Genomic DNA, 17,819 nt, shown 5'->3' with positions numbered 1-17,819 from the left:
GGTGGATTTATTCGGACTGTAGAGCCTTAGGGCGTACCGGCGGCAGCGGGCACCTGATCGCCCTTGCCCTCATCCATCAGTTCCTTGTGATCGATGCTGTCCTTCTTCTTGCGGAAGAACTGATCGATATTCTCATCCGGCTTGCCAAACAGCCAGCCCTGCCCCTTGTCGATGCCGATGGTGCGCAGAACCTGTGCCTGATCCGGCATTTCCACCTTCTCGGCCACGGTCTGGATACCCAGTTCGGAACACAGACGCTGGATCGCCAGCACCAGTGCCCGGTCGCGGTCGGCCCAGAGAATACGGTCGATATAGGAGCCGTCGATCTTGACCACATCCACATCAAGGGTGCGCAGATACTGGAATGCGGCGGCACCGGAGCCGAAATCATCGATGCAGACCTTGTTCCGCTTGCTGCGGAACTCCTGCAGGATTTCGTTGACAACCCCAAGGTCCTTGATTTCCGAGGTCTCGGTCACTTCCAGAACCAGCTGCTCGCGAATATCGTTATGGCTGTCGAGCAGATCGGTCAGTGCCTGCACGAACATATTGCTCTGCAGGGACCGGCCGGAAATGTTCACCGCCACCAGCGGGCGAATGCCGGTGCCATTGGCTTCCTGCACCTTCTCGATCGCCTGTTTCATCACCGCGAGGTCGAAATCCTCAATCACCCCGGTGCTCTCGGCCAGTGCCAGCGCCTCATGGGCAGATGACCCGTCAGCGAGGCGGCTCAACGCCTCCACATGGCTGACCCGGCGGGATTTGAGGTCGACGATCGGCTGGTAAACCAGCTTGAAACCGTTGGAATTGATGACCGAGCGCAGCTCCGTCATCCGCTGGGCGGTTGATTTGGTGAGTTCGGTGACGCTCTCATAAAGACTGTCGATATCGAACTCTTCCGCCGTTTCCGCCTGGGCAAACTGCTCCATGGCATATTGCAGGGCGCGCTGGGCATCGGATTTCGACAGATTATCCTGATCGAGGTCAACCGCTTTGGTCGTCGCCTTGATATTGGCCGCCGCCGGGTGGCTGGCCTGAACCGTGCTGGTTACCTTGCTCTTCAGGTCATCGGCCTTCATCCATTCCGGGTGCAAGACACCGAAACGGTCATCGCCAAGCTTGCCAATCGCCTTCGAGCCGACCTGATCAGATTGCAGCAGGTTCAACAGGCTGTCGGTAATCTCCGCCGAAGCCTCGGGATCATCGATATCCGACAGGCCATCAAGGTCGAGCAGGGTCAGGGACAGGCCCTCGGAGGCCGTGGTCTCCCCGGTCGCCAGCGCGATCATGTCCTTCATATCGACAAAATCAGAGCCACGATCATCACCCAGTGAGCCGACGAAGGAAATCTGGTTGCCGCGCGGGAAGTTGGCAGAAAGATGGATTGCAGCCTTGGTTTCATCGCCATCGGGCATCCGGAAACCGGCAATCATGGCATCAATTGTCTTGCCATCACGGTTGAGGAACTGCAGCTTCATCGGCTGCATCCGGCGACCGGCCTTGATCGAGCGAATAGCCGAATGCAGGCGTGGACGATCACTGACGGCAATCACATCAACGAGGCGCCGGTCCACAAGGTCTTTCGGCTTGTAATTGAGAATAGTCTGACATGCACCGGCGACAAACTGCATGTGCTCACCATCAGGGGTAAGCTCAATCAGAAGGTCCGCAGTTGCGAAGGCAAATGCAAGGAACCTGTCTCTATCGTTTCGACTGTTATGATCGGTCACAAGTCTCGTGCTGTGTCCCAGTGAAAATAAGTAAGACTGCCAAACAGCATAGTCCCGAATGCAGCGTTATACAACGCGGACGATGCCGGAATTTCTCTTAAGTCTTGTTGACAACTAATAAAACGCCACGATGACGCGAGAAACCGCGAGATACGGGCGGCCCAGCGGATCAATACTGCGGCAGAATATCGCCGGTCACGGTCACCAGTTTGGCCTCTGCCACCGCCAGTTTTTTCTGGGCCAGCAGGCGTGTAGCGTCGCTGGAGGCGTCGCTGATATCCTCTTTCAGATCCCGGCATTCCTGACGGACCTTATCGACATCGAGCTTATCAACCGGCATCGCATCTTCTGCGAGGACGATGCAACGCTCGCCATCGACCTCGACAAAACCGCCGGCCACAAAGATGCGGTGGTCGACGGAATTGCCCTGATAGACATCAATGGCACCGGGTTCCAAGGTCGACACCAGCGGGATGTGATCGGCCAGAACACCGAATTGACCTTCGGTGCCCGGCATCACAACCATGGTGACATCTTCGGCCAGGAGCAGTTTCTCGGGGGAAACCAGCTCCAGGCGAATTTTCTTGGCGTTGGCATCAGTAGCCATCAGGGTGGTCCTTTAAACAGTCGCGCGCTTATCAGGCAGCCTCGGCAGCCATTTTCTTGGCCTTCTCAACCGCTTCCTCAATGGTGCCAACCATGTAGAAGGCAGCTTCAGGCAAGTGATCATATTCACCGGCACAGATGCCCTTGAAGCCCTTGATGGTGTCTTCGAGCTGGACAAACACGCCAGGGAAGCCGGTGAAGATTTCGGCAACATGGAATGGCTGTGACAGGAAGCGCTGGATCTTGCGGGCGCGGGCCACGACCAGTTTATCTTCCTCGGATAGCTCATCCATGCCGAGAATGGCGATGATGTCCTGCAGGGACTTGTAGGTCTGCAGGATACGCTGCACCTCACGGGCAACGCCATAATGCTCGTCACCGACAACCTGTGGGTCGAGAATACGGCTGGTGGAGTCCAGTGGATCAACCGCAGGATAGATGCCGAGCTCGGCGATCTGACGGGACAGAACGGTGGTCGCGTCAAGGTGGCTGAACGAGGTGGCAGGGGCCGGATCGGTCAAGTCATCGGCAGGGACGTAAATCGCCTGAACCGAGGTGATCGAACCGTTCTTGGTTGAGGTAATCCGCTCCTGCAGCGCACCCATATCGGTTGCCAGCGTCGGCTGATAACCAACCGCTGATGGAATACGACCGAGCAGAGCCGACACTTCGGCGCCTGCCTGGGTGAAGCGGAAGATGTTGTCGACGAAGAACAGAACGTCCTGACCTTCCTTGTCACGGAAATATTCCGCCATGGTCAGACCGCTAAGCGCAACACGGGCACGGGCACCCGGTGGCTCGTTCATCTGGCCATAAACCAGTGCCACCTTGGAGCCTTCGCCATCGAGCTTGATGACGCCGCTATCGACCATTTCATAATAAAGGTCGTTACCTTCACGGGTACGCTCACCAACACCGGCGAAAACAGACACACCGCCGTGGCCTTTTGCGATGTTGTTGATCAGTTCCTGAATCAGAACGGTCTTGCCGACACCGGCACCGCCGAACAGGCCGATCTTGCCGCCCTTGGCATATGGTGCCAGCAGGTCAACGACCTTGATGCCGGTGACGAGGACTTCAGCCTCGGTGGCCTGATCGATGAATTCAGGGGCCGGACGGTGAATTGGCAGGGTCTCATCAGCCTTGACCGGGCCTTTCTCGTCAATCGGCTCACCGATAACGTTCATGATACGGCCGAGGGTAGCGGTACCGACCGGCACGTTGATCGCAGAACCGGTATCGGTAACTTCCTGACCGCGGATCAGACCGTCGGTGGTGTCCATGGCGATTGCCCGGACGGTGTTTTCACCAAGATGCTGTGCGACTTCGAGAACCAGAGTGACATCACCGATCTGGGTGGTCAGTGCGTTCATGATTGCTGGCAGATCGCCGTCAAACTGCACATCCACCACGGCGCCCAGAACCTGGGAAATCCGTCCGGTTACGTTGCTTGCCTTTGCCATTTTTCCTGTGCCTTCGTTTGAAAAATCGTCGTGTTACGAATTTTGAGTGCTGTTAAACCGCTTCCGCACCGGAGATGATCTCGATCAGCTCCTTGGTGATCTGAGCCTGACGGCTGCGGTTGTAGACCAGTGTCAAGCGGTTGATCATGTCACCCGCATTGCGTGTTGCGTTGTCCATAGCCGTCATCCGTGCCGCCTGTTCACCGGCAGCACTCGACAGCAGGGCAGAGTAAATCTGAACCGCCAGATTGCGGGGCAGCAGATCCGCAAGGATCGCTTCCTCATCCGGCTCAAACTCATATTGCTTTGACGCGCCAGCTTCATCTACAGGCGCATCATCATTGGCCGCTGCCGCTTCCAGAGCCGCAGGAATAACCTGCAGGTCGGTCGGCACCTGACTGATGACGGATTTGAAATCGTTGAAGATCAGCTCGCAGATATCGAAACCACCGGTCTCGAACTCGGCCATGATCATATCGGTAACGGCCTTTGCCTCCTCGAAACTTACATTCGAGGTGCTGAACTCACCGGGCGCTTTCAGCTGGTCGACATTGGCTGTCCGGCGCAGTTGCTGGACCGCCTTGCGACCGAGGCAGAGCAGACGGACCGTCTTGCCCTGTGCCTGCAGCTCCGCGACACGCTTGCGCGCGAGACGGACGATCTGGGTGTTGAAACCACCGCAGAGGCCCCGATCAGCGGTAATCGCTACGATCAGGTAGGTATCTTCCTTGCCGGTACCGGCGAGCAGCTTGGGCGCGCCGTTTTCAAAGGTCACCCGACCCGCCAGAGATGACAGGATACCGCCCATACGCTCGGCATAGGGCTTACCGGCCTCGGCCTGATCCTGGGCACGGCGCAGTTTTGACGCCGCAACCATCTTCATGGCCGAGGTGATCTTGCGCGTGGATTTCACGCTGTCGATCCGGTTACGTAAGTCCTTTAAGCTTGGCATCTGCTGCTACTCGTTGGTTCCAAGATGTCTGATGATCAGGCGAAATTCTTGGCGTAATTACCAATGAAGTCTTTCAGCTCGGTCTCGATCTCGTCGGTGAGCTTCTGCTCTTTCGCGATCTTGTCGAGGATGCCCTTGCCACCAGCGCGCAGCTCACGGAGCAGACCGGTTTCGAATTCACCGACCCGGCGAACGTCGACGCCGTCGATGAAGCCATTCACACCGGCATAGATAACCGCAACCTGCTCTTCAACCTTGAGCGGGCTGTACTGACCCTGCTTGAGCAGCTCGGTCAGGCGGGCACCACGGGCCAGCAGTTTCTGGGTCGAGGCATCGAGATCGGAAGCGAACTGGGCGAAGGCTTCCATCTCACGATACTGGGCGAGTTCGAGTTTGATCGAACCGGCAACCTGTTTCATCGCCTTGATCTGTGCGGCAGAGCCAACTCGGCTGACCGACAGACCGACGTTGATCGCAGGGCGGATACCCTTATAGAACAGGCCGGTTTCAAGGAAGATCTGACCATCGGTAATGGAAATCACGTTGGTCGGGATATAGGCGGAAACGTCACCGGCCTGGGTCTCAATGATCGGCAGTGCGGTCATGGAACCGGCACCGTGCTCCTCATTCATCTTCGCCGCACGCTCGAGCAGACGGGAGTGAATGTAGAAAACGTCACCAGGATAGGCTTCACGGCCCGGTGGGCGACGCAGCAGCAGGGACATCTGGCGATAGGCAACAGCCTGTTTCGACAGATCATCATAAACGATCAGGCTGTGCATGCCGTTGTCACGGAAGAATTCAGCCATCGCGCAACCGGCATAAGGCGCAAGGAACTGCAGCGGAGCCGCTTCCGATGCGGTGGCCGCAACGACGATTGAGTATTCGAGCGCACCATTGGCCTCGAGCGTTTTCACGATCTGGGCAACGGTTGAACGCTTCTGACCGACAGCGACATAGACGCAGTAGAGCTTCTTGCTCTCGTCATCGCCCTCGTTGATTGATTTCTGGTTCAGAATGGTGTCGATCGCCACGGCGGTCTTACCGGTCTGACGGTCACCAATGATCAGCTCACGCTGGCCACGACCGACCGGCACCAGTGCGTCAATGGCCTTGAGGCCGGACTGCATTGGCTCGTGAACGGATTTCCGTGGAATAATGCCCGGTGCCTTGACTTCGACACGGCGCATTTCGGCACCTTCGATCGGGCCTTTGCCATCGATCGGGTTACCGAGCGCATCAACGACACGACCGAGCAGGCCCTTGCCAACCGGCACCTCAACGATGGCACCGGTACGCTTGACCAGATCGCCTTCCTTGATGTCACGGTCTTCGCCGAAGATCACGATACCGACATTGTCGCTTTCCAGGTTCAGGGCCATGCCCTTGATGCCACCCGGGAATTCGACCATTTCGCCAGCCTGGACGCTGTCGAGGCCATGAACGCGCGCAACGCCGTCACCGACGGACAGAACGGTTCCGACCTCGGCCACATCGGCCTCGGCACCAAAATTGGCAATCTGCTGTTTTAGAATGGAGGAGATTTCCGCAGCCCGGATTTCCATTATCCAACACCTTTCATGGCTAGTTGTAGCCGTTGCAACTTGCTGCGGATGCTGTCATCCACGAGCTTTGAACCAACTTGAACGATCAACCCGCCGAGGATCGCAGGATCAACGGTCGGATTGACGGAGACTTTTGCACCGAATGTCTGTTTCAGCGTATCGGTGAGTGAATTGAGCTGTTCATCGGACAGCTTGACCGCAGAGGTCACGGCTGCCGTCATTTCACCGCGACGATCGGCGAGATCGGCGAGAAACGTGTCGATGATCGATTGCAGCGCATAGAGGCGGCGATTGGCCGCGACGACGCCGACAAACTTTTGTGTGATTTCGTGGGCTTTGGCCGCATCCAGCAGTGCCGCCATGGCCTTTGACTGATCGGCACGGGTCATGACCGGAGACCGGACGACATGGCGCAGATCATCGCTCTCACCCAGCATTTCCTTGAGGGAACGCAGGTCAGCTTCGACGGCGTCAATAGCCTTGGCTTCTTCAGCCAACTCGAACAGGGCAGCGGCGTACCGCTTGGCAAGATCGGAAAAACCCGGGCTGCGCGTGGCCACAGTGAACCTCGGTCAGTCAGTGGTTAAAATCGGTGACACCGGCCGCTTGCCATTGCAGCAAACAACCGGCAGTTACGGTATTCAACCCACCTGCCCATCATATCCCGGATGGAATATGTCGGGTGGTTTGGGTCGTCGTTATCCCGATTAGGTGCAGGGTGCAGAGGGTTAGACCCGCACACGACCACACCAGCCGTCCTAACGCGGCGTGTGAATAGCATAGGGTCTACCCGCTTGCAACACGCAGAAGACGGGTTTTCGTCCGATTTTGGCATTTATTCGCATCCGGAGCTTTTGCCGGTTAGTTTTAGTCGAGGTCGCCCCCTTTGAAAGCAACAGAAAAGCCCATGACCGGCACCGATGATATGGCTGCACTGCCAGCGAAAAAACACTGGTTTTGCCGCGATATGGGGGCTGAAATCACCACCATCGACCTGTTGAAGGCGGTCGCCATCCTGACCATGGTTGTCGACCATATCGGCTATTACTTCATCGCCGACAGCGACTGGTGGCGGATGGTGGGACGCTTCAGCGCACCCCTCTGGCTGTTTCTGATCGGCTATGCCCGCAGCCGCGACATCCCCATGCGCCTCATCGCCTGTGCTGTCCTGCTGGTGCTGGTCGATGCCGCGACCATGCAACCGCTGCTGCCGATCAACATCCTGCTCACCATTATCCTGACCCGGCTGGCACTGCCGATCCTGACCCGGCCCGCGCTGCTGCAACAGGATAATATACTGGTCGTCCTGCTGCTGCTCGCCTGTCTCGGCGTGCCCACATGGTTCAGCTTTGAATACGGTACTATCGCCTTCCTGTTCGCGCTGTTCGGCTATCAGGTCCGGCAGGGTACGGCGAATTACGTCCAGCTCGGCTCGGTGATCGGCGTTACCGTGCTGGTCTATGCCCTATGGCAGCAGCTGGCCTTCGACTTCAATACGCTGCAGACATGGATTGTCGGGATCGGCACGCTGGCCCTGATGCTGGGACTGTTACGGTTCCGCAACCAGCCGATCCCGAACACCGCCGATATTCCAGTCCTCTCCAGCCTCGCGCGGCTGACCGGGCGCTATACGCTGGAGTTCTACACCATCCATCTGGTCATCTTCGGCGTGCTGGCCTTCTGGCTCGCTGATCATCAGGAGTTCCGCATCCTGATTTCGCCCCTGAGCGAGGCGGCGGTTGAGGCCGCCGCCAAGTAAACCGCCAAATAGATTTCAGGGATCAGGCCAGTTCCTGCATCACCTTGTAGAGCGCGGATTTAGCCTCGAAGCCGACGCCGGGGATCTGCGGCAGGCCGACCCGGCCACCCTGCACCTCGATACCATCGGCAAATCCACCGAAGGGCTGGAATACGCCCGGATAGCTCTCGTTCCCACCAAGGCCGAGACCGGCAGCGATATTGAGCGACATCTGGTGTCCGCCATGAGGCACCACCCGGCACGGTGACCAGCCCAGCTCCTTCATCACCGCCAGCGTGCGCATATATTCGACAAGACCATAGGACAGGGCGCAATCGAATTGCAGCCAGTCCCGGTCAGGCCGCATGCCACCATAGCGCAGCAGGTTGCGGGCATCCTGATGGCTGAACAGGTTTTCACCGGTAGCAATTGGCCGACCGTAATTCTCCGCCAGCCGCGCCTGTATCTCGTAATCGAGCGGGTCGCCCGCCTCCTCATACCAGAACAGGTTATAGGGCTTCATCGCCTCACCATAGGCGAGCGTGGTGTCGAGATCGAACCGGCCATTGGCATCGACGGCGAGGTTCTTGCCATCGCCAACCACATCAATCACCGCCTCGATCCGCTTCAGATCATCGGCCAGCGGCACGCCGCCGATCTTCATCTTGACCACCTCATAGCCGAGATCGAGATAGCCCTTCATCTCATCCTGCAGCTTGGCGTGATCCTTGCCCGGATAATAATAGCCGCCGGCGGCATAGACCCAGACGCTGTCATCAGCATCCCCATCACGGTAGCGATCCGCCAGCAACCGCCAGAGCGGCACGCCAGCGATCTTCGCCACCGCATCCCAGACAGCCATGTCTATGGTGCCGACGGCCACCGAGCGCTCCCCATGACCGCCCGGTTTCTCGTTCTTCATCAGCGTGTCCCAGATCGCGAATGGATCGAGGTTGTCATTTTGCTCATCCACCAGCGTATCGGGGTCAGCCTCCATCACCCGGTCGATGAACCGGTCACGCATCAGCGCGCCCTGCCCGTAGCGACCGTTGGAGTTGAAGCCATAGCCGACCACCGGTTTGCCATCACGGATAACATCGGTGACCACCGCCACAACCGAGCAGGTCATTTTGGAGAAGTCGATATAGGCATTGGCAATCGGTGAGGCGATCGAGGCTGTCTTCTCGTGGATGGCAGTGATTTTCATGAGTAAGCGCTCTGTTTGACGAAGATATGAACTGATGTCGACTGGCACAGTAGATCAATTCATAAAATATGATAATTTGAAAAAATTCATTTCATTAGTGCGTTTGGGTTCTCAATTATGTCGGAAGGTGATCTCGGTTTCTTCGTTATGCTGGCGCGGCAGGAAAGCTTTGTCGACACCGGACGGGAGCTGGGCATTTCCGGCTCCGCCGTCAGCCGCCGTCTGGCCAAACTCGAGGATCGCCTCGGTGTGCGCCTGATGAACCGCACTACCCGGCGGGTCAGTCTGACCAGCGAGGGCGAGGCCTATTTCCGCCATGCCGCGCGGATACTGGGCGAGATCGAAACCCTCGAACACAACATGCAAAAAGCCGCCGAACAGCCGACCGGCCTGCTGCGGATCAATGCAACGCTGAATTTCGGTCGGGAGTATATCGCCCCGGCCATCGCGGGCTTCACCAGTCGGCACCCGGAACTTGAGGTACAGCTGGTGCTCAGTGATGCACCGCTCAATCTGGTCGAGACAGGCATTGATCTGAACATCCGGTTTGGCGTGCCCGCTGCAGGTGGTCTGATCACCCGGATGCTGCTGCGCAATCGCCGCTTTATCATCGCCGCACCGGATTACCTCGCAAGACATGGCGCGCCGGAGCAACTGGCCGATCTGCAGCGGCACAACAGCATCATCCTGCGGCAGGAACATGCCGCCTATGATGTCTGGCGCTTCGATGATCTCGGCGATGGCAGCGTGCCCTCGGCGAAAATCCGCGGTGATCTCAGCACCAATGATGGCGAGGTTGCCCTCGACTGGGTGCTGGGCGGACATGGCATCATGCTGCGGTCGGAATGGAATATCGCCCGGCATGTGCGTGCGGGCCGATTGCGCGTGGTCATGCCGCGCTATCGCCAGACCGCGCCGGTCAATGCGGTCTATCCCGAGCGGCACAATCTCTCGGCCAAGGTTCGCCTGTTTATTGATTATCTGGCCGAAAACATCTCAAGCGCGGCACATGATAATGCCCTTGGCCTCACCACCGAGGAACTGCGGGGCTGATCAGACCCGGTTAATCAGGCGTGGCGCAGGCCGGGAATGTGGGACAGCGCCTGCCGCACCCGTGACAGGGCGGAAACCGGTGCCGGTGGCTGTTTCGGCTGTGGTGCGGCAACGCGCAAGGAGCCATCGCTCGGTCTTGCCGCCTCGGCGGGCAGGACATCACCCGGCATCGGCGCCTGACCGCGCAATTCCCGCCAGGCCTGCCGCAGGTTGTTTTTCACCTTGTTGACGGTCGGGCGCATCCGGTTGCCGGGGCCGAAATATTCATAGGGCTCCCAGTCCTCACGCTGATGCGGCGGGCGCTGCTTGGGTTTGAACTCACCAAAGGGGAATGTCTCAAGCTCGACCGTGGTGCCGAGGCGATCCTGCACCTGCTGCAAGCCCACCGGCCCACCCTCGAACAGCGACGGGTCAATAAACAGGCGGCGCGGCTCACCATCAATCATCATCTCGGGCGTTGCGATCACCACATGGGCGGTCCATGGCACCGCGCCATCAACCTGCATCCCGTCAACCGAGCCGGGCAGGAAATAGGCCATCTCGAACGGCAAGCCCGCACGCTCGGCCTTCAGCGCCATGGCATAGGCCCGGTCATGGCAATAGGAGCCGTTATTGGCGTAGGGAATGTCACCGGTATTGACCGCCTCGTACAGCTTGCGGCCCAGTGCCTGAAGATCATCAACAGTATCGTGCATGAGATACATACTGCACCAGACACACGAAAGGCGCGACAGCAAATGCCGGTCGCGCCTTCCGGTAGTCGATCAGCCCTTGAGGCTGCTTATTTCGGTGCCAGACGGACCGAGCCGTCGAGGCGGATGGTCTCGCCATTGATCAGGCTGTTCTCGCAGATATGCGCCGCCAGTGCAGCATATTCCTCCGGCTTGCCGAGGCGTTTCGGGAACAGGGTGGTGGCGACAAGGCTTTCGTAAACCTGTGGCGGCATACTGGTCAGCATCGGGGTTTCGAGCAGACCCGGCGCGATGGTCACGACCCGCACACCGAATTTCGCCAGTTCGCGCGCTGCCGGCAGGGTCAGGCCGGCGATGCCGCCCTTGGATGCGCTATAGGCACCCTGACCGATCTGGCCGTCGAATGCGGCAACCGAGGCCGTATTGATAATGACACCGCGCTCGCCGTCTTCAGTGACCGGCTCTTCCTTGGCCATGTCATTGGCGGCGAGGTTCAGGACCGAATAGCTGCCGATGAGGTTGATTTCGATCACCTTGCGGAAGCGGGCAAGGTCGGATGGGCCTTCACGACCGACGATCCGCTCACCGGTCGCAACACCGGCACAGTTGACCACGATCCGGGCAGCGCCATGGGCGGCTTTTGCCGTCTCAAGCGCTGAACGCACGCTGGCCTCATCGGTAACATCGCATTTGATTGCCAGACCGCCGATTTCGCCGGCCACTGCCTTGATGCCGTCCTCATTGACGTCGAGAACCGCTACCTTGGCACCTTTTGATGCCAGCAACCGTGCTGTTGCGGCCCCAAGGCCGGAACCGCCGCCGGTGACAACCGCTGCTTTACCCTGCACATCCATGTCCGGATTTCCCCTGCTTGATTGTTCTGTTTGATGTGTTCTGTGATCACAGAATGAGAGGCTGCCGGTTGTATCAGAGCAAAACCGGTTTAGCCAACCCGGATCACCGGTTCCGCATCACGATCCGAGACCAGTGCGACCATGAGGTTGCCGATCAGTGTCGCCTTGCGGTCATCATCGAGGCTGACCATGCCGGATTTGTTGAAGTGCTCAAGCACGTCATCGACCATGCCGACCGCATTCTCGACGATGAAGCGACGGGCGGAGATCACCGCCTCGGCCTGCTGGCGACGCAGCATGGCGGCGGCAATTTCCGGCGCATAGGCGAGGTGCGACAGCCGGGTTTCCTCAAGCTCGATCCCGGCGACCTCAAGGCGTGGCTGGAGCTGCTTTTTCAGGTCATCCGCCACCTCGTCGCTGCTGCCGCGCAGGGATTTCTCATCATCATGGGCATCATAGGGATAGTCAGCGGCCACATGGCGGATGGCCGTCTCCGCCTGGGTCTGCACGAATTCATGATAGTCGTCGACATTGAATACCGCCTTGGCGCTATCGACTACCCGCCAGACAATGATCGCACCAATCTCGACCGGATTGCCGCGCACGTCATTGACCTTCAGCTTCTCGCTGTCGAAGTTGATCAGGCGCAGGGAAACCCGCTGGCGCACCGATAATGGCCAGGTCCACAGGAACCCGTCCCGCCGCAGCGACCCCTTGAAGTCACCGAAGAAAACCACCGTCTTGGCTTCATTCGGCTGGATCACCGTAAAGCCGGTCATGATCAGGAAGTTCAGGATGGCGAGCGGAATGCCCAGCCCCGGACGTACGGCAAAGGCACCGAGCATGGTGCCAATCATCAATATCCAGAAGCAGAAGACAAAAAAGCCGTTGAGCGAGAATGCCTCGAACTCCTTCACATTTTTCATTTTAGATTCGGACATGCAGCCCTCCCTGCCGCTGATATTTCCTGTCGCAACCAATACATACCCAACTGTGCGTGTTTTTGGCGAGCAATGAATTTCTTGCGCTTATTTCAAGCTGTTACTTGTGACAGGTTGAAACCGCACGCATAATCCGCATCACGATGAAAAAGCATATGCAAGATGAGATAATCGAACTGGTCCGACAGGGTGACGAGTATGTGGATGCCCGCATCCTCAACGGTCAGGAGCGATTTGTTGCCGACCAGTTCTGGCCAAAGATCCGGCGTTATCTGGCGCAATTACCATTTGCCAATGACCTGACCGCGGCCTATTACGCCGCCACTGATCGGAATACACCTCTGGGCGTACGGGCTGCCCTGCTCGGCGCACTGGTCTATTTTATTATCCCGACCGATGCGATTGCGGACTTCATCCCGGGTTTCGGCTTCATTGATGATGCCGCCACTCTTGCCGCAACCCTGCAGGTGGTCATGGTCCATATCACGCCTGAGCATCGTGCCCGGGCCAGTGCTGCGCTGAATGAGGCAAGCCAGCCGGAACAGGAAAACCAGTAACACCGGAACCGGGCACTCGCTCGATTTTCGGCTTTATTTTCAGGTATAGCCTCATGTCAGATCAAAGCACCTCTCCGCTATCCTCGGACCTGATCCCCGCCCCGGCAGCCGTGCTCGGCTATGTCGGACTGGTGCCCTTTGTCATTGGCGCGCTCGGAACATGGCTCTTGCCGCTGCCCTATGCCGCCTATATGGCCAGTGCCCAGATTTATTATGCCGCAATTACGCTCAGCTTTTTCGGCGCGGTACATTGGGGCTGGGCGCTGCAACGGGATTTCGATGCACCGACCAGCAGCTGGGAGCCCTATGTCTGGGGCGTCACCCCGGCAGTGATTTCATGGGCAGTGGTGGCAATCTCGTCATTCCCGCTGATGGACCCACCCGGTGCCACGCTGCTGTCGTTGGATCAGACCGTTGCCATGCTGATTGCCGGCCTGCTGCTCAGCCTGCTTATTGACCTGAAGCGCATCCGCATCGGTCGCTTCCCGGTCTGGTACCGCAAGCTGCGCCTTCGCCTTACCTTCAGCGCAGTTGCCTGTCTCGGCATCTCACTGCTTCGGATCGTCAGCTATGGTTGATTGCTCGGGTGCCTCCGGCTCCATTTCCACCGGATGCTTGTGCAGTTGCGACTCCCTGCGCGCGATATAGACGGTTGATCCGGCGATCACCGCGGCACCTATCCATGTCCACATATCCGTCGCCTCACCAAATGCAAGCCACCCTACCAAGGCGGTCAGCGGTAGCTTTGCATACTCGAAAGGTGCCAGAAAACTGGCATCGCCGTAATGGAAAGCCTGGGCGAGACAGCCCTGAACGCCCGTTGCGACACATCCGATCAAGGCCATCCAGAGCAAATTCTCAACCGTCGGCATCTGCCAGACGAACAGCGCCGGGATCAGTGAGAGCGGCGTCATCCAGAACATGGTGTAAAACAGCATGGTCGAGGTCGCCTCGGTTCGCGCAAGCGACTTCACATACATCATGGTGATAGCCAGAAAACCAGCCGAACCAAGCACGATAAAGGCAGAGGGCTGGATGACATCAACCCCGGGACGCAACACGATCAACACACCGACGAACCCGATGATGGTCGCGGTCCAGCGTCGGGCACGTACAGTCTCCTTCAGCACAATCGCCGCCAGTACCGTCGCGAAAAGTGGCGTGGTGAAGCTCAGCGTCACGGCCTCGGCTAATGGCATGATAGTGACGGAATAGAACCATGAACACATGGCTGTCAGACCGAAAATAGCCCGCAAGGCATGCATTACCGGACGCTTGGTGCGCAACTTTTCCCGTGGCAGCTTGAGCATCCAGGGAACCATGAACAGCAGCGAGAAGACATTACGGAAGAAGGCCACCTCGAGCGCGTGCATTTCCGAGGAAATCGCGCGGATCAGGGTGATGACCGTGGTCATGCAGACGCCACCGGCGAGCATCCACAACATGCCCTTGGTCGGGTTCGGCAAGCTGGCCGCCCGGCGGGAGATGCTATCGCGAAAAGTAGTAATCAGATCGTAATTGGATGACATAGATTTTTAGTTAAGCACTGCTGACCCTTTTTGGGCAGCAGATTAAATGTCTGGCAGCCATGCACAAATCAGCCGTAGTGAAAAAGGTCACGGCCATGTCGACGCAGCCAGCGCCGTTGCGTGGCCATATCGTCATCGCAAAGTTCGGCGTTGAGTGCCCAAAAATTATCGCTGTGGTCGAGATGGCGTAAATGCGCGACCTCATGGGCGACGACATAATCAAGCACCGCAGACGGTGCCAGCACCAGCCGCCATGAGAATGACAGACAGCCATCATGGGTACAGGAGCCCCAGCGGCTCCTCGTGTCGCGTACGGTCACGCGACGTACGCTCTCGCCGATGCGCTCGGCCTTGATTTCGGCCAAAGGCACGATAAGCGTACGTGCCCGCTTTTTACAGAATTCCAATACCCGACGCTGTATGTGCTCCGGATCGCCCGGCACCTGCAACTCATCATCCGTCAGTACCGGCAACCCGCGCAGCTTGCCGGTCCCGACAATCAGGCGCTCGATCCCGTCCACAGGTACAGCGGCACCGGGTACCAGCGCGATACGCTGACCGCGTTTGTCGAGCTGTTTTGCCACCCAGTCCCTGTGCTGGTCAACAAAGCGCTGCACCTCCCGCGGGCGGGTGCCCGGCGGCACGGTTACCCGCAGCGCCTCCTGCAACGGATCGAGCCGAGCGGACAGCCTGCGGGTCCGCCCATGCTGGCGCAAATGCACCGGCAGGATGCGGCCATCATTCAATCGTACTGACAGGGGGCTGGTCGTCACGGGGCTCAAGATGCTGCATGAAACTGTTGCATGCCGGATTGCACGCCACGCCCCAAAGGTACAGCCCACCGCCGATGACGACCAGTGCCATTGTTGCCAAACCGAAGGTCAGCGGCAGAAAGCCACCGACAGCACCGATCGCCAGCGACATGGCGGCACCGGAACCGATCTGGATGGCACCGAGCAGGGCGGATGCGGCCCCGGCGATTCGCGGAAACGGCTGCAGGGCACCGGTAGCACCATTGGGCATCACCAGCCCGGCGCTGAAGGCCCAGAGGATGAACGGAGTCATGAAGAGCAGCGGACTGAGCGTCAGGTACTCAATCGATTCCAGCCAGCCGAGCACCAAGAGGCCGGAGCCGCCGAGCGCAGCCAGCACCAGTCCGGTCACGATCAGCCGGTCACCGGGCACCCGCCCAGCCGCCCGATTGCTGATAAAGGCACCGAAGAAATAGCCGCTAACACTCATCAGAGTGAAAAAACCATAACGGGTCGGCGGCACCTCGAGCAGATCGATCAGGATAAACGGCGCAACACTATGGAATGAGAAGATGCCGCCGAGTACAGCACCGACCGGGCCAGCATAGCCGAGAAACTGACGGCTGCCGAGCAGCGTGCCATATGAGCGGAGGAAGGATTGCTTCTGTACGTTTCGATTGGTTTCCGGCAAAACGACGTACACCAGCAGCATGAGAAGAGAGCCACCGGCGGCCAGCACGACAAAATTCGACTGCCAGCCAAAGGCGGTCTCCAGTTGGCCACCGAGCAGCGGACCAACAGCAGGGGCGACAGCGAGGGCCATGCTGACAAAGGACAGCATCCGGGCAATATCGCTTTTGTCGAACAGATCCCGGATGATCGCGCGCGACATCACCGCACCGGCGGATGCACCCAACCCCTGAAATACCCGCGCGATCAGCAGATGACTGATATCGGTAGCCAGTGCGCAACCGATCGAGGCGAGGATGAACAGGGCATAGCCGAAGAACAGCACACCCCGGCGGCCATAGCGGTCCGATACCGGTCCGTAAAACAACTGCCCCAGTGCCACGGCAGCGAGGAAAACCGTGATTGACGCCTGCACCAGTGACTCGCTGGTCGCCATGGCCTCCCTGATCGCCGGCATGGATGGCGTGTAAAGCGACATGGTGAACGGCCCCAGCGCAATCAATGCTGCCAGAAGGAAGCGGATCGGATGCTGCGGGGAATAGGTCTCGATTGTCAGGCTGGTATCTGTCGTGCTCATGGGGCTAGATATGCCCTATTCCCTGCAGATTACCAGCCTCATGCGAGCAACAATGTCGGATAATCCAGCATCAATCGACCAAGCCACCTTCCCCTTCCCGCTCGAGGCAGGCGGTTTTCGGCTCGCCATGGGCCTACGGCATATCACTGAAGCCGACTGGCTGTTGCCCGGCCCCGACCGCGCGGAACAGATGGCAGAGCGCGCAAGATTGCTGGGCGAACAACCTGACAGCGTGCTTGCCTGCCTGCCATCGGCGGAACGGGCCGCCGGTATCGTTCTGCGTCTGGTTGACCCGAATGCAGCAGGCGCAAACGGTATTGCGGCACTCAGGGCACTCGGGCATCTGGTGCAGGAGGATTTCTGCATCATGCAGCGCCCTGCCAATGAAGACAGCTATCGCCTGACCGGTGCGGTCTTGTGCTTCCCCAACCGCTGGCGGCTGGCGGACAAGCTGGGCCAGCCAATGGCGGGCATCCATACACCGGTTCCGGCCTATACCGACAAGCTGCAGAAACCGGTCGACCGGTTCTTCACCAATCTGAAGTCCGGCAAGATTGCCATGCGCCACAACTGGTCGCTCCATGCCGACAGCATCTTGTTCCACCCGGCCAGCAGCAGCGAAGATCACGACCGGGCGGTGGCGTCGGTGACAGCAAGCAATGCCGGTGAGACCGTCTTCATGCGGGTCGAGCGCCAGACCCTGCGCCGGATTGAGGGTGCCGGTGACGATACCATCCTGTTCACCATCCGCACTCTGATCGCACCGCTGGCCGTGGCGGCGGATACAACCGACAAGCGGCAGGCGCTGGATGACAATCTGACGACAATGCCACAGGATATGCAGCGCTATAAGGCCATGGCGAGTTTGCTTGATCCCGTCCACTCATGGATAATGGCGCAACAATAAAACCAA

General features: G+C 58.7%; 18 protein-coding genes. 5 read left to right on the top strand and 13 right to left on the bottom strand.

What is annotated here, in order from left to right; genetic code table 11:
- Positions 1-26: 26 nt before the first annotated feature.
- The 6 genes from CBB62_03265 to CBB62_03240 form a co-directional block, all read right to left on the bottom strand.
- Positions 27-1,631 carry a hypothetical protein gene (locus tag CBB62_03265; GenBank protein ID OUT41382.1) on the bottom strand — a complete coding sequence of 535 codons (1,605 nt, stop codon included), beginning with the start codon at positions 1,629-1,631 and terminating at the stop codon, positions 27-29.
- 268 nt (positions 1,632-1,899) lie between these two features.
- Entirely contained in the window at positions 1,900-2,337 is a 438-nt protein-coding gene (locus CBB62_03260; protein ID OUT41381.1) for an ATP synthase F1 subunit epsilon, read from the bottom strand.
- Positions 2,338-2,368: 31 nt separating this feature from the next.
- Positions 2,369-3,799: a F0F1 ATP synthase subunit beta gene (locus CBB62_03255; GenBank protein ID OUT41380.1), complete on the bottom strand. Its 1,431-nt coding sequence runs from the start codon at positions 3,797-3,799 to the stop codon at positions 2,369-2,371.
- A gap of 52 nt (positions 3,800-3,851) precedes the next feature.
- Positions 3,852-4,751, bottom strand: coding sequence for a F0F1 ATP synthase subunit gamma (locus CBB62_03250; protein OUT41379.1), 900 nt, complete (start codon positions 4,749-4,751; stop codon positions 3,852-3,854).
- Positions 4,752-4,786: 35 nt separating this feature from the next.
- Positions 4,787-6,316, bottom strand: a complete 1,530-nt coding sequence (locus CBB62_03245; GenBank protein OUT41378.1) for a F0F1 ATP synthase subunit alpha — start codon at positions 6,314-6,316, stop codon at positions 4,787-4,789.
- Positions 6,316-6,876 carry a F0F1 ATP synthase subunit delta gene (locus CBB62_03240; GenBank protein ID OUT41377.1) on the bottom strand — a complete coding sequence of 187 codons (561 nt, stop codon included), beginning with the start codon at positions 6,874-6,876 and terminating at the stop codon, positions 6,316-6,318. The genes CBB62_03245 and CBB62_03240 overlap by 1 nt, the downstream gene beginning before the upstream one ends.
- A gap of 347 nt (positions 6,877-7,223) precedes the next feature.
- On the opposite strand from CBB62_03240, the gene CBB62_03235 reads away from it, so the two are divergent.
- Complete coding sequence (locus tag CBB62_03235; protein ID OUT41376.1) at positions 7,224-8,075, top strand: hypothetical protein; 852 nt, start codon at positions 7,224-7,226, stop codon at positions 8,073-8,075.
- Positions 8,076-8,097: 22 nt separating this feature from the next.
- Here the strand turns inward: CBB62_03235 and CBB62_03230 are convergent, their stop codons facing one another.
- Entirely contained in the window at positions 8,098-9,261 is a 1,164-nt protein-coding gene (locus tag CBB62_03230; GenBank protein OUT41375.1) for a mandelate racemase, read from the bottom strand.
- 117 nt (positions 9,262-9,378) lie between these two features.
- Between CBB62_03230 and CBB62_03225 the strand changes: the two genes are divergently transcribed.
- The gene (locus tag CBB62_03225; protein OUT41374.1) at positions 9,379-10,314 is read left to right on the top strand and encodes a LysR family transcriptional regulator; all 936 of its coding nucleotides are present in this window, start codon (positions 9,379-9,381) and stop codon (positions 10,312-10,314) included.
- 14 nt (positions 10,315-10,328) lie between these two features.
- On the opposite strand, the gene CBB62_03220 is transcribed toward CBB62_03225, so the two are convergent.
- The 3 genes from CBB62_03220 to CBB62_03210 all read right to left on the bottom strand — a co-directional run bounded on the left by CBB62_03220 (position 10,329) and on the right by CBB62_03210 (position 12,777).
- The gene (locus CBB62_03220) at positions 10,329-11,018 is read right to left on the bottom strand and encodes a hypothetical protein (GenBank protein OUT41373.1); all 690 of its coding nucleotides are present in this window, start codon (positions 11,016-11,018) and stop codon (positions 10,329-10,331) included.
- A gap of 77 nt (positions 11,019-11,095) precedes the next feature.
- Positions 11,096-11,860, bottom strand: coding sequence for a 3-hydroxyacyl-CoA dehydrogenase (locus CBB62_03215; protein ID OUT41372.1), 765 nt, complete (start codon positions 11,858-11,860; stop codon positions 11,096-11,098).
- Between the two features lie 89 nt (positions 11,861-11,949).
- A complete protein-coding gene (locus tag CBB62_03210; protein ID OUT42617.1) occupies positions 11,950-12,777 on the bottom strand; it encodes a hypothetical protein in 828 nt (275 codons plus the stop codon).
- Between the two features lie 179 nt (positions 12,778-12,956).
- On the opposite strand from CBB62_03210, the gene CBB62_03205 reads away from it, so the two are divergent.
- Together CBB62_03205 and CBB62_03200 are read left to right on the top strand one after the other, a co-directional pair.
- On the top strand, positions 12,957-13,358 hold the full coding sequence (locus CBB62_03205) for a hypothetical protein (GenBank protein ID OUT42616.1): 402 nt from the start codon (positions 12,957-12,959) through the stop codon (positions 13,356-13,358).
- Positions 13,359-13,411: 53 nt separating this feature from the next.
- The gene (locus CBB62_03200) at positions 13,412-13,936 is read left to right on the top strand and encodes a hypothetical protein (GenBank protein OUT41371.1); all 525 of its coding nucleotides are present in this window, start codon (positions 13,412-13,414) and stop codon (positions 13,934-13,936) included.
- On the opposite strand, the gene CBB62_03195 is transcribed toward CBB62_03200, so the two are convergent.
- From CBB62_03195 to CBB62_03185, 3 genes are all read right to left on the bottom strand, one after another.
- Positions 13,907-14,887 (bottom strand): hypothetical protein, encoded by a 981-nt coding sequence (locus tag CBB62_03195; GenBank protein ID OUT41370.1) that lies wholly within the window; start codon positions 14,885-14,887, stop codon positions 13,907-13,909. The two genes, CBB62_03200 and CBB62_03195, sit on opposite strands and share 30 nt — an antisense overlap.
- A 68-nt stretch (positions 14,888-14,955) precedes the next feature.
- A complete protein-coding gene (locus CBB62_03190; protein ID OUT41369.1) occupies positions 14,956-15,729 on the bottom strand; it encodes a hypothetical protein in 774 nt (257 codons plus the stop codon).
- Positions 15,626-16,906, bottom strand: a complete 1,281-nt coding sequence (locus tag CBB62_03185) for a hypothetical protein (protein OUT41368.1) — start codon at positions 16,904-16,906, stop codon at positions 15,626-15,628. Before CBB62_03185 ends, CBB62_03190 begins: the two co-directional genes overlap by 104 nt.
- Between CBB62_03185 and CBB62_03180 the strand changes: the two genes are divergently transcribed.
- Complete coding sequence (locus CBB62_03180; GenBank protein ID OUT41367.1) at positions 16,905-17,813, top strand: hypothetical protein; 909 nt, start codon at positions 16,905-16,907, stop codon at positions 17,811-17,813. The two genes, CBB62_03185 and CBB62_03180, sit on opposite strands and share 2 nt — an antisense overlap.
- The last annotated feature ends 6 nt before the right edge of the window (positions 17,814-17,819 follow it).

The organism is Micavibrio sp. TMED2 (genome assembly GCA_002168225.1).
Classification (GTDB): domain Bacteria; phylum Pseudomonadota; class Alphaproteobacteria; order TMED2; family TMED2; genus TMED2.
This window is presented reverse-complemented; position numbering and strand designations above follow the sequence as displayed.